The organism is Spirosoma luteolum, from assembly GCF_054778875.1.
Genome location: NZ_BAAGZE010000003.1, coordinates 251,798 through 263,295, shown reverse-complemented (window position 1 = coordinate 263,295; position 11,498 = coordinate 251,798). Strand labels below are relative to the sequence as shown.

The 11,498-nt window shown below is 59.9% G+C and carries 11 protein-coding genes; 8 read left to right on the top strand and 3 right to left on the bottom strand.

Going from position 1 to position 11,498, the window contains the following annotated elements; translation table 11 throughout:
- Position 1 precedes the first annotated feature (1 nt).
- The 4 genes from ACYVAC_RS03865 to ACYVAC_RS03850 all read left to right on the top strand — a co-directional run bounded on the left by ACYVAC_RS03865 (position 2) and on the right by ACYVAC_RS03850 (position 5,592).
- Entirely contained in the window at positions 2 to 988 is a 987-nt protein-coding gene (locus ACYVAC_RS03865; RefSeq protein WP_461096256.1) for a PorP/SprF family type IX secretion system membrane protein, read from the top strand.
- Between the two features lie 96 nt (positions 989 to 1,084).
- Entirely contained in the window at positions 1,085 to 3,421 is a 2,337-nt protein-coding gene (locus tag ACYVAC_RS03860) for a carboxypeptidase regulatory-like domain-containing protein (RefSeq protein WP_461096255.1), read from the top strand.
- Between the two features lie 67 nt (positions 3,422 to 3,488).
- A complete protein-coding gene (locus tag ACYVAC_RS03855) occupies positions 3,489 to 4,397 on the top strand; it encodes a PorP/SprF family type IX secretion system membrane protein (RefSeq protein ID WP_461096254.1) in 909 nt (302 codons plus the stop codon).
- Positions 4,398 to 4,542: 145 nt separating this feature from the next.
- Positions 4,543 to 5,592 carry an AAA family ATPase gene (locus tag ACYVAC_RS03850; protein WP_461096253.1) on the top strand — a complete coding sequence of 350 codons (1,050 nt, stop codon included), beginning with the start codon at positions 4,543 to 4,545 and terminating at the stop codon, positions 5,590 to 5,592.
- 75 nt (positions 5,593 to 5,667) lie between these two features.
- Here ACYVAC_RS03850 and ACYVAC_RS03845 read toward each other — a convergent pair whose 3' ends face one another.
- Positions 5,668 to 6,060, bottom strand: coding sequence for a hypothetical protein (locus ACYVAC_RS03845; RefSeq protein WP_461096252.1), 393 nt, complete (start codon positions 6,058 to 6,060; stop codon positions 5,668 to 5,670).
- A 180-nt stretch (positions 6,061 to 6,240) separates the two neighbouring features.
- Here ACYVAC_RS03845 and ACYVAC_RS03840 point away from each other — a divergent pair, with 180 nt between their 5' ends.
- Entirely contained in the window at positions 6,241 to 6,645 is a 405-nt protein-coding gene (locus ACYVAC_RS03840) for a VOC family protein (RefSeq protein ID WP_461096251.1), read from the top strand.
- A 116-nt stretch (positions 6,646 to 6,761) separates the two neighbouring features.
- Complete coding sequence (locus ACYVAC_RS03835) at positions 6,762 to 7,691, top strand: PhzF family phenazine biosynthesis protein (protein ID WP_461096250.1); 930 nt, start codon at positions 6,762 to 6,764, stop codon at positions 7,689 to 7,691.
- Here the strand turns inward: ACYVAC_RS03835 and ACYVAC_RS03830 are convergent.
- Together ACYVAC_RS03830 and ACYVAC_RS03825 are read right to left on the bottom strand one after the other, a co-directional pair.
- Complete coding sequence (locus ACYVAC_RS03830; RefSeq protein WP_461096249.1) at positions 7,688 to 8,179, bottom strand: low affinity iron permease family protein; 492 nt, start codon at positions 8,177 to 8,179, stop codon at positions 7,688 to 7,690. The two genes, ACYVAC_RS03835 and ACYVAC_RS03830, sit on opposite strands and share 4 nt — an antisense overlap.
- Positions 8,180 to 8,284: 105 nt before the next feature.
- Positions 8,285 to 8,791 (bottom strand): thioredoxin family protein, encoded by a 507-nt coding sequence (locus ACYVAC_RS03825; RefSeq protein WP_461096248.1) that lies wholly within the window; start codon positions 8,789 to 8,791, stop codon positions 8,285 to 8,287.
- A 162-nt stretch (positions 8,792 to 8,953) separates the two neighbouring features.
- Here ACYVAC_RS03825 and ACYVAC_RS03820 point away from each other — a divergent pair, with 162 nt between their 5' ends.
- Both ACYVAC_RS03820 and ACYVAC_RS03815 read left to right on the top strand, forming a co-directional pair.
- Positions 8,954 to 10,801, top strand: coding sequence for an ABC transporter ATP-binding protein (locus tag ACYVAC_RS03820; RefSeq protein ID WP_461096247.1), 1,848 nt, complete (start codon positions 8,954 to 8,956; stop codon positions 10,799 to 10,801).
- A gap of 83 nt (positions 10,802 to 10,884) precedes the next feature.
- A complete protein-coding gene (locus ACYVAC_RS03815; protein WP_461096246.1) occupies positions 10,885 to 11,493 on the top strand; it encodes a hypothetical protein in 609 nt (202 codons plus the stop codon).
- The last annotated feature ends 5 nt before the right edge of the window (positions 11,494 to 11,498 follow it).

The following is an 11,498-nucleotide window of genomic DNA, read 5'->3' as shown; positions in this document are numbered from 1 at the left end:
AATGGCAACGCAGTTTTCAATGAAGAAGTGGGCAACTGCACTGCTGCTGATCCTCGGGATCGGCAGCAGTCAGCTCCACGCTCAGCAGGACAAGATGTTCTCGCAGTACATGTTCAACATGATGGCCCTCAACCCGGCCTATGCCGGGAGCCGGGACGTGCTGAGTATGTCGGCCCTGTACCGCAACCAGTGGACGGGGGTTGAGGGGGCTCCGCAAACGGCTACGTTCACCATGGATATGCCGCTCAACAAAGAGCGGGTGGGCATTGGCCTGCAACTCTATGGCGATAAGTATGGGGTGCTGGAAGAAGCCGGCGGATTCGCTTCCTACGCGTTCCGGATCAAGGTTGGCACCCGCTCGACCCTGGCGCTGGGGCTGCAGGCCGGCGCATCGAGCTACCGCGCCAACCTCACCGATGTGAAGCTGTCGCCCGACGGTGCCGGTCAGCCCGACCCCGCCTTCTCGAGCAACATCTCGAAGGTGTTGCCTAACTTCGGTACGGGCATCTACCTGAGCAGTGACCGCACGTATCTAAGTATTTCGGTGCCCCGACTGATCAAAAACAAGCTGAGCGAATACGCATCGCCGGCGCTGGGGCTGCGCTCAGTGCAGCGCCGTCATGCCTATCTGGCCGCTGGGTTTGTGGTTGGGCTGGGGTCGGTGGTGAAAATGAAACCGTCGATGCTGGTCAAGTATGCCGAGGGAGCGCCCCTTGGTTTCGATGGGAACGTTAACTTCTGGTTTGCCGACCGCATTGCCATTGGCGCGTCGATTCGCCGGAATCAGTTCAGCGACTGGAGCGCCACCAGCACCGATGCGATAATCGGGATGCTCGAGCTGCAGGTAACCGATCAGCTGCGCTTTGGCTATGCCTACGACCGAACCATGAACGGGCTGAAAGATGTAGCCCCCAGTTCGCACGAACTTATGCTGCGCTATGAGTTCGGATTCGGTAAAAACCGGATTCTTACCCCCCGTTACTTCTAAAATTCCGGCTTGGAATTTGCTTGTTGAGAAGGTACGTTTTCCCCACCAATCGGGCCAAACGTACCTTTTTTTTTTCTCCCAACCGGCGCCGTGACCATGACTCGATTTTATACTTTTCTGGTATTGCTCTGTTTGATAGCTGGCGCGGGGCAGGCCCAGTCGCTGGCCAAACAGGCTGAGCGACAGTACGACCGGCTATCGTTTGCCAAAGCCGCCGAACTCTACGAGCAGTTACTGAGTAAACCGGCCGGCCTGTCGGATGCCGAACGGCGAACAGCGATGTCGCAGCTGGCCTACAGCTACCGCCAGTTGCGCGACATGAAAAACGCCGAACGCGTGTATGCGCAGCTGTTGTCGGAAGGGCAACTGCCGGCCGAACTGGCTCCGCATTACCTCTACTACGCGCAGGCGCTGGCGAGCAATGGGAAATACACTGATGCCCAAACGGCTTATAATCGCTACAACCAGCTCAACCGGGCCGGCACCAGCGGCCCGACGTTTGCCGAGCTGTATGCCGAGTCGAACGCCAGAACCATGGGCAAATACGCGATCGAGTTTCTGAAGATGAACACGAAGCAGCCCGAGTTCAGCCCGGTTCGCTACCGCGACGGACTCGTCTTTGTTTCGGCCGGTCGTGGTGGCCGCAAGAGCGGAGGGCGCAACCCGTTTCTCGATCTGTATTACCTGCCCGAATCGAGCATTACCCAGTCGGGACGCGCGGGCAAGCTGGGGGGCGGTGGCAGCGAAAGCCTGTTCAACCGGTCGCTGGGCCGCGACAAGTACACGGCCGTTACGGCCAACGATTCGCGGACGGTGGGCTTCTACGGAGGTACCAACATTACGGCCGGACTGGGCTACGGCGATGTGCTGGTCAGCGAATCGGAGCGGTTTGCCAACTCGCTCAATACGCGCTACCACGAAGGGCCGGCCACGTTTTCGCACGATGGCTCGCGCATCATTTTTACCCGCAACAACTACAACGAAGGCACGTACCGCAAAAGCACCGACGGGGTCAACAAGCTGAAGCTATACACAGCTACGCAGACCAATGGTGAGTGGAGTAAGGCGGTCGAACTGCCGTTCAACAACGACGAGTTCTCGACGGGCCATCCCACGCTGTCGGCCGACGATCAGCGGCTCTATTTTGCGTCCGACCGGCCCGGCGGCTTCGGGGGGACCGACATCTACGTAGCGTTCTGGAAAGACGGAGCCTGGTCGGAACCGGTCAATCTGGGTAGCGAAATCAATTCGAAGGGCAACGAAATGTTTCCGTTCATCGACGAACGGGGTACCCTCTACGTATCGTCGGACGGCCACGGCGGGCTGGGTAAACTCGATCTGTTCTCGGCCCAGCTGACGGCCGACGGCGCCAAAGCGCTTAGCCTGACCAACCTCGGCGAACCCATCAACTCGCCAGCCGACGATTTTGGCATTGTAACCGATGGCGAACGAAAAAGCGGCTACTTCAGCAGCAACCGCAGGAACGGCGGTGCCGACGACGATATCTACAGCTTCAAGCGGGAGAGTCCGGTGTACCCATGCCGGGAGCTGACGCTGATCGTGATCGATGCCGACACAAAGGCCCCCCTGCCGGGTGCTGCCGTGGTGATTGAGGGGGCCGGCAAAACCGACGCCCGTCAACTCACAACCAATGATAAAGGGCAGCTGCGGTTCTGCCTCGACGACAACAGCGATGTGCAGTTTCTGACTACGCTGGCCGGTTACCTCGACAACCGGGTGGGCTTCTCGAGTAAAGCGCTGGTCGATAATCAGCCGCTGCGGCTCGATATTTCGATGATGAAGCCCCAGCCGTCGACCGAACTGGCCATTCAGGGCCGGGTGCTGGCTCAGGCCGACCGGTCGCCCATCGAAGGAGCCCGGGTCATTCTGGTGAACGGCTGCGATCAGTCGCGGCAGGAAACGATGTCGGCTGCCGACGGGAGTTATGCCTTCTCGGCACTCAAAGGCTGCCCCTATACCCTCGAAGCCCGGAAAGCCAGTATGGGCAATGCCGGCAGCACCATCAGCCGCGAGGGGGTAGGCAATACCGAACTGCTGATGTTCCGGCAGGGTGATGTGATCCGGATCGACAACATATACTATGATCGCAACAAAGCCAACATCCGGCCCGATGCGGCTGTCGAACTCGATAAGCTGGTTGATCTGCTCGGCAAGTATCCGGCCATGCGGATCGAAATGCGCTCCCATACCGATAGCCGCGCCACGGCGAACTATAACCGCACCCTGTCTGACAAACGCGCCCGGGCGGTGGTGGCGTACCTGAAGTCGAAAGGCATTGCTGGCAAACGCATGATTGCGAAGGGGTACGGCGAAAGCGAACTGACCAACAGCTGTGCCGACGGCGTAGACTGCACCGAAGAAGAGCACCAGCAAAACCGGCGTACAGAGATCAAGATTTTAAAACTCGAGTAGCGAACGGTTACAAAACGGGTAAATTCGCCCGGCGGCCGAACCCGATCGCCCGCATTCGATTGCCCGTATGGTATCCGTTACGCATCGCTATTGCCTTTGCCTGCTCCTGCTCGTGGGCCTGGCTGTGCCCGTCCGGGCGCAGCGCGAAGTACTGTATTCGCAGTATCTGGTCAACAACCTCAGTATCAACCCGGCCTATGCCGGTTCGCGCGAAACCTTCTACCTCTCGGCCTTTCTGCGCCGGAAATGGATCGGCATTCGCAACGCCCCCCTTACCCAGACCGTGTCGATGGACGGCGCGGTGGCCCGAGGGCGCGTGGGCCTGGGCTTTCAGGCGTTCAACGACCGCATGGGCCTGTTTGCCGCCAACGGCGTGCTGGGCAGCGTGGCGTACCGCATCAACCTGCCGGCGCTGGCGCACCTCTCCATTGGTATGCAGGGGGGCGTAAACGTGTTGCCGATCTACGATGTGGGCAGTGCCGCCAGCATCAATCGGGCGGTGGGTAGTCTGGGCTTCGGCGTGTATTACCGCTCCGAGCGCTTCTACGGGGGCGTATCGATGCCCGAGGTGCTGTCGCGTAAACCCAGTATTGCCGGCCAGACGCTTTATCCCGCCGTGCGCCCGCTGATGGTGCAGCTGGGCGGGCAGTTTCCGCTGTCCGAAACAACCGTACTGCTGCCGTCGGTGCTGGTTTCTAAAATCGCCAACCGCCCCCTGGGCGTCGATCTGAACGCCCGGGTATGGTTTGCCGAACAAGTTGGGCTGGGGCTCTCGTACCGGCAGAACAGCCCGGGCCTGATTCAGACAAACTATGTGCAGGCTACGGTCGAGTATCAGCTTACGAAAGCGATCCGGCTGGCTTACCTCTATTATTCCCGAACACCCGAAAGCCCGCTTTCGACACTCTACAACGAGAATAGCGTGCATGAGCTGATGTTCCGTTTTTCGCCGGGCGAACTGCGCTTTGCTTACTGAGGTGCCCGGCCCCGATCGATGAAACTGGGCTTTTATGCCCGTTTTGGGTATCTTGTACCAACTAACCCAACCGCACACTCCGTTGAAGCCGCACAACACGCCCGATCATACGGATATGTTACGCTACCTAACGGCCGACCGTCGTATGTCTACCCCGCCGACTATTCAGAATCTGTATATCCCCAGCGACCTCGACCGCGAGTTTCCGCTGGCTCCGCACTTTGTACAGGTGTTTGGGTCGTATCCTAACTACCTGCATTTCAGTGATGATTTCAAGAGTTCGGCCCGGGAGCTGATCGAGAGCCGGGGCTTCGAATCGATCAACCTGTCGACGCGGGCTACCGACGAGGGCTGGCAGGTGATCGAACGGGTCTATCAGCATCCCGACGGTATTGTGCTGAAGGCCGAATTTGTGGGCGACCGCTTTTTTCGGCTCTATGGGCTCTACCGCGATGAGCAGGCCGTACGGGGGGTGCTCGAAGGGCTGCAAACGCATAAGTATGTGCACGAAGACAACCAGACGCACATCTACCTGATTCAGAGTGGGCTGGGGGGGCTGCATACCGAGCGTGTCGAGATTACGCCCCCGGCCATCGATCTGGGGCTGCACTACAACGACGATTTCCCGGCCGTGCATGAGCGGCTGGTGGGGCTGCTGGGTCAGCCCAAAAGCAAAGGGCTGATCTTGCTCCATGGCGAACCCGGCACCGGCAAAACCACCTACATCAAATACCTGAGTTCACTGGTCAGGAAGGATATGCTTATTCTGCCGCCTTACATGACCAACTACCTGACCTCGCCCGAGATCATTCCGTTTTTGCTCGACAATAAAGATTCGGTACTGATCATCGAGGATGCCGAGCGGATTCTGCAGTCGCGTGAGGCCGGGGGTGACACCAACAGCGTGTCGAATATCCTGAACCTGACCGATGGGCTGCTGGCCGACTGCATGCATATTCAGGTGATTGCGACCTTCAACGCCAGCAAACATCTGCTCGACAAAGCCCTGATGCGGAAAGGCCGCCTGATGGTCGATTATGCGTTTGGGAAACTGGCTCCTGCCAAGGCCAACGCCCTGCTGACCCAGCTCGGCATGACCTATCGCACCACCGACCCGATGACCCTGGCCGACATTTTCAACCTCGATGATCAGACGGTGTCGGGCGAGCGGAATGACGTAAAAATGGGCTTCTAGAAACGACTCGCCGAAAGGCAGGGCGGCCCGCCGGAGTGTATCCGGCGGGCCGCTTTTTTGCCTGTTGGCTGGCCTCTACGCATGACCCACCACCACGAAGGGGCTTCCATAACTTCGCTCTATCTCGATTTTTTTGCCAACGTACAGGTCCCGAATGGCGTCGGGTGCCACAGTGCCTACAAACTCCCAGCGTTTGTGCAGGTTGGGCGTCTGGTGAATGTGCCGGGTCGTGTAGGGTGTTGTACCGGCTTTCTGCCAGCCCTCGATCGTGTATACTTCTAGCACCACGCCTTTGTAAGTCGCGAAAGCATACTGGAGTGAGGCATCGGCATGGGGTGGGTGATACCATACGCCCCGCGTAATGTCGTGAAGCGCATCGGCCGAGAGGCCTTCCTTATAGGTTTTATTGAGAATAAAGGCCAGGCCTTTGTGTGCTGGGTGAACAGAAACGAGGGTTTCGGTACTCATAAATGGTGATTCGACAATGGATAGGACGCGTGACCTGATCCGACAAAAGAACAAATTTCATTCATGTTTACCGCCCGTATCCGCTCCACTAGACTAAACGGTCGCCTGTCGGCCAATAGCGCTGCTGTTTTGGTCAACAGAACAGCAGGGAGCCCGGGCGGGTGGTCGTAGGTTTGCGGCATGAGAATCGACCATGTAGCCATCTGGGTGCGGAATCTGGAAGCGATGCGCACCTTTTACCAAACCTATTTCGGGGCCACCGCCAACGACCGGTATCACAACAGCCGCACCGACCTGCTAACGTATTTCCTGACGTTTGGGGGCGCGGCCGGCGAGCCAGGCTGCCGGCTCGAGCTCATGCAGCGAGCAGATATTCCCGAGAGTCTGACCGATCCGATTGGGCAGGCCACGGGGCTCACCCATCTGGCCCTGCAGCTTGGCAGCGAAACCGCCGTTGATGGCCTGACCGAGCGGCTGCGTGCCGACGGCTATCGGGTGGTTGGCGAACCCCGCCGAACCGGCGATGGTTACTACGAAAGCGTGGTGCTCGACCCCGAGCAGAACCGCATCGAACTAATTGCCTGACCCGATCGGCCTGATCGCTGGGTACCGATGCGCTGCCTGAGGGGGTGGGTGAAAAAAGGCCCGCGCGAACCCAGATCGAACCAATTGTGGTTGATCTGGTAAAGACGACACCGCTCATGACAACCCTACCGTATACCATTGTCGATGTATTTGCTCCGCAGCGTTACCAGGGCAACCCACTGGCCGTTTTCGATGCCCGCGACCCGGCCGCGCAGGCGCTGCTGACGACCGAACTCATGCAGACGATTGCCCGCGAGCTGGGCTTTCAGGAAATTACCTTTGTCATGGGCGGCTCGCCCGGTGCGGGCTTTGCGGTACGCATTTTTACGCCCGAATACGAAGTGCCGTTTGCCGGTCACCCCACGCTGGGAACGGCCTGGGTATTGGCCAATCGGCTGGTCGGTACGGGGCGTGCTCCGCTGACGCTGCAGCTGGGGGTGGGACCAGTGCCGGTGCAGTGGATAGGCGATACCCCCTGGCTGACGGCTGCTCAGCCCACCTTCGGGAGCAGCTACGACCGAGCCGAACTGGCCGAACTACTCCAGTTGCCGCCCGATGCGCTCGACGACCGGCTGCCCATCGAGCGGGTCAGTACGGGCTTGCTCTACGTTATTATCCCCATCCGGACACTGGCGGCCATGCGGGCTATCCGGATCGACGTGTCGGCGCTGGAAGCGTGGCTGCTGCGGCACGGCCTGCACAAGACCAACAGTCCCGAGGGGTTGCATACGTCGCTTTATCCAGTCTGCTCCGAAACGTACGATCCGGCCCACGGCCTCAACGCCCGTATGTTCTGCTTCGAGCAGGGCCACGTGGCCGAAGACTACGCTACGGGCAGCGCGGGTTCGTGCCTGCTGGCTTACCTGCTTAAAAACCGGGTGCTGGGCGATGGCGCCGTGCGCCTGCGAGTCGAGCAGGGGTACGAAGCCGGGCGACCATCGCTGCTCGAACTGGACGGGTCCCTTACCGCCAGGGGCGATTATCGCCTGCAGATCGGCGGCACGGTGCAGTATGTAGCGGCAGGCGAGTGGGCACTGGATGCCTAACGTTTGGGCCGGTCGTTTTGCCGGATTGCCCGCCGTTTGTCCTGCTCTTCCAGTTTCTCTTCGTGGATTTCCTCGGCTTCTTCGATCGAGTGTGATTCGCTCAGCGTCAGCTCGTGCTTGGCTTTCTCGGCCAGCTTGCCGAAAAATACGTGCAGGGCGTGTAGTTCGGCTTCGCTCAGATCCTCCACATTGAGCAGCCGGTTGCTGGCCTTGCGGTTCACGGCAATCAGCTCATTGAGTTTGATCTGCATGGCCAGTGAATCCTTATTCTGCGATTTCTGAATCAGGAATACCATCAGAAACGTGATAATAGTGGTGCCGGTGTTGATAACGAGCTGCCAGGTATCGGAATAACCAAAAATTGGTCCTGTGATAACCCAGACGATAATGGTCAGAAGGGCCAGCAGAAAGGCCGTCGACGACCCGGTGGCCTGGGTAGCGCGCTGGGCAAAGCGCTCGAAAAAACGGGTGAAGGCCTGCGTAGACATGCGGTGGTTAGTTTGGTTGATGTATCTGATCCTCAAATAACAACAGGCACTACCCACCCGGCATTAAGTTCTGATTAATCATGAGTAAAGGTCAGCGTTTGCCCCTCAGCGGTTCAGGCTATCGGCAGCAGCTGGCGCGGGCATAGCGGCCGGCACGGGGGCTGTGGGGCGCCGGCGCAGGGCCCGGCGCATGATGGGCATCGACAGAATCAGGTCGGGCTGCTGCACCAGCGCGCTGACCCCCGCGTAGCCTACCGACCGGTGCACCAGCTCGCCGGCGGGGGTAAAATACAGGGCCGTGGGATAACTGGCTACACTGTAGCGCCTGGCCAGTTCGGGGCCTTCGCCCTGTTCGGCATTGACCTGGCAGACAATAAAACGGTCGTTGAAGGCTGCACCTACCGCCGGATTCGGAAACGCTTCGCGGGCCATACGCTGGCAGGGCGGGCACCAGGTCGTGTACACGTCGAGGTAAATAGGCTTGTGCTGGCGCCGGGCCTCATCGAGGGCCTGCTGCCAGGTACCGCCGAAAAAGCGAATACCACCCGGGTCGGGCTGGGGGCGGGGGGCGGGCAGCAGCCAGAGCCAGAGGAAAAGGAGGGTAGGGTGCATGGAACAGGGCGGACAGATACCAGTCCGCGTGTGACCCGCAAAGGTAGTCAGCTCCCGGACTAGTTGGCGCCGACGGAAGGGGCGACCGGCACGTTTTGCCCGGTGGCCCAACGAACCGACTGATTCAGAACTAATCGCGCACCGGCCTTGTCTTTTCAATGAATGGCAAGAACAAACAAAACAACCGATACCACCGCGTCTGAATCAGTAAGCTGGCGCGAACGATTTGCAGCATTGGGCAATCTGCCCGCTTTTTTTCGACTGGTCTGGCAAACATCGCCCGGCCTGTTTCTGGGCAACGCCCTGTTGCGCCTGATCCGGGCAGCTATTCCGGCCGCTACGCTCTACATTGGCAAACTCATTATCGACCAGGTGGTGCTGCTAAGCCGGCAGTCGGGCCCCGACGATACCACGCAGCTGTGGTGGCTGATCGGCGCTGAATTCGGGCTGGCTATCCTGTCGACGGCACTGGCCCGGGCGGTAGCCCTGATGGATGGACTACTGGGCGATCTGTTTGCCAACCAGACATCGATTCAGCTGATGGAGCACGCAGCCCGTCTCGACATGGAGCAGTTTGAAGACGCCACGTTCTATGATAAACTCGAACGGGCCCGTCGGCAAACCACCGGACGCACGGTGTTGCTCTCGGGCGTGTTCGGGCAGGTACAGGAGATGATCTCGATTGGCTTTCTGGCTGCCGGGCTGGCCGTTTATAACCCCTGGCTGCTGCTGCTGATTCTGGTGGCCGTTACGCCCTCGTTCATCGGCGACAATTACTTCAACCAGCGCAGCTACTCGCTCTCGCGCTCCTGGACCCCCGAACGGCGCGAACTCGACTACCTGCGGTACGTAGGCGCGAGCGACGAAACCGCCAAGGAAGTGAAAATCTTCGGTCTGTCGGATTTCCTGATCGACCGTTTCCGGACGCTCTCGTGGCAGTACTTTACAAAAAACCGCGCCCTGGCCATCAGCCGGGCGGGCTGGGGCACCCTGCTGACGGCGCTGGGCACGGCGGGCTACTACGGCGCCTACGTCTGGATTTTACTGCGGGCCGTAACGGGCCAGATTTCGCTTGGCGACCTGACGTTTCTGGCGGGCTCGTTCCGGCAGGTGCGCAGCTCGCTCGAGGGTATTCTGCTCCAGTTCAGCAGCCTGACGCAGGAAGCTATCTATCTGCAGGATCTGTTCGACTTTTTCGCCATCCGGCCGCTTATTCACTCGCCTGCCGTAACGCGGCCCTTCCCGAACCCCATTCGGGAAGGCTTCGTGTTCGATAATGTCGGCTTCAAATACAGCAACGGGGCGGAACGCTGGGCGCTGCGGCACCTGTCGTTTACGCTGCGGGCGGGCGAAAAGCTGGCGCTGGTGGGCGAAAACGGGGCGGGCAAAACCACCCTGGTCAAACTGCTGGCCCGGCTCTACGACCCCACCGAAGGGCGAATCCTGCTCGATGGCTACGACCTGCGCGAGTACGACCTGTTTGACCTTCGGCGCAACATCGGCGTTATTTTTCAGGATTATACCCGCTTCAAAATGTCGGCCGGCATCAACATCGCCGTGGGCGACATCGACGAGCGTACTAACCAGCCGCGTATCGAAACGTCGGCGCAGCGCAGCCTGGCCGATACCGTCATTGCCAAGCTGGCCGGGGGCTACGATCAGCAGCTGGGGCGCTCATTCAACAAGGGCGTCGACCTGTCGGGGGGCGAGTGGCAGAAAGTGGCGCTGGGCCGGGCCTACATGCGCGATGCCCAGCTCGTTATCCTCGATGAGCCCACGGCGGCCCTCGACGCCCGGGCTGAATATGAGGTGTTCGAACGGTTCGGGCAGCTCACAAACGGTAAATCGTCGGTAATTATCTCGCACCGGTTCAGCACCGTGCGCATGGCCGACCGGATTCTGGTGCTCGAAAATGGCGCGGTACTCGAGATTGGCAGCCATGCCGAACTGCTGGCGGCCAACGGTCGTTACGCCGAGTTGTTCCGGCTGCAGGCCCGGGGCTATCAATAACCAGCCCGCCGGGGCAAGTGGCGGGGCGGGGTCGCAAGTAGTACGGCCGAGCTGTTGCCTTACCAGATAAACAAACGCAGCCCATGAAAAACGCCTTTCTCCTCGGCACCCTGCCCGTCGCCCTGTCGACTGCCCTGGCCCAGACCCCCGCCGTGCCCGCGCCCGATGTGCAAATCAAAACGGCCGTGCTGGCGGCTCCGGCTGACAAACGCAACGGGGCCGCCGTGTATGGCTATAAGCCCGACATGACGTTCACGCTGCTGCGAAAAGGCACCAACGAACTGGTATGCCTGGCCGACGATCCGCGGCAGAAAGGGCTGAACGTGTCGTGCTACCACCGCGATCTGGAACCCTTCATGGAACGGGGCCGTGCGCTGAAACAGGCGGGTAAAAAGCCCGACGAAATCCTGAAAATTCGCGAGCAGGAGGTAGCCGACAAAAAGCTGCTGATGCCGACGCACCCCTCGTCGCTGTTTTCGTACACGGCCAAAGAGGAAAGTTACAGCCCGGCTACGGGTGAGGTGACCGATGGGTATCTGCGCTACGTGGTTTACATTCCGTATGCGACGCCCGAGAGTACCGGCCTGCCGCTGAAGCCCGACGCGCCCGGTATGCCCTGGCTCATGGACCCCGGCACCCATCGCGCCCATATCATGATCAACCCACCCGTATCGGCAACGGCCGCTCACTAACGCTG

What these genes read in the sequence shown, in the direction of transcription:
- ACYVAC_RS03830 (WP_461096249.1), bottom strand. Translation starts at nt 8,179, where the DNA reads ATGTCTACGCAGGCCTTCACCCGTTTTTTCGAGCGCTTTGCCCAGCGC.
- ACYVAC_RS03845 (WP_461096252.1), bottom strand. Translation starts at nt 6,060, where the DNA reads ATGAGTACCGAAACCCTCGTTTCTGTTCACCCAGCACACAAAGGCCTG.
- ACYVAC_RS03815 (WP_461096246.1), top strand. Translation starts at nt 10,885, where the DNA reads ATGAAAAACGCCTTTCTCCTCGGCACCCTGCCCGTCGCCCTGTCGACT.
- ACYVAC_RS03860 (WP_461096255.1), top strand. Translation starts at nt 1,085, where the DNA reads ATGACTCGATTTTATACTTTTCTGGTATTGCTCTGTTTGATAGCTGGC.
- ACYVAC_RS03855 (WP_461096254.1), top strand. Translation starts at nt 3,489, where the DNA reads ATGGTATCCGTTACGCATCGCTATTGCCTTTGCCTGCTCCTGCTCGTG.
- ACYVAC_RS03840 (WP_461096251.1), top strand. Translation starts at nt 6,241, where the DNA reads ATGAGAATCGACCATGTAGCCATCTGGGTGCGGAATCTGGAAGCGATG.
- ACYVAC_RS03820 (WP_461096247.1), top strand. Translation starts at nt 8,954, where the DNA reads ATGGCAAGAACAAACAAAACAACCGATACCACCGCGTCTGAATCAGTA.
- ACYVAC_RS03850 (WP_461096253.1), top strand. Translation starts at nt 4,543, where the DNA reads ATGTCTACCCCGCCGACTATTCAGAATCTGTATATCCCCAGCGACCTC.
- ACYVAC_RS03835 (WP_461096250.1), top strand. Translation starts at nt 6,762, where the DNA reads ATGACAACCCTACCGTATACCATTGTCGATGTATTTGCTCCGCAGCGT.
- ACYVAC_RS03825 (WP_461096248.1), bottom strand. Translation starts at nt 8,791, where the DNA reads ATGCACCCTACCCTCCTTTTCCTCTGGCTCTGGCTGCTGCCCGCCCCC.
- ACYVAC_RS03865 (WP_461096256.1), top strand. Translation starts at nt 2, where the DNA reads ATGGCAACGCAGTTTTCAATGAAGAAGTGGGCAACTGCACTGCTGCTG.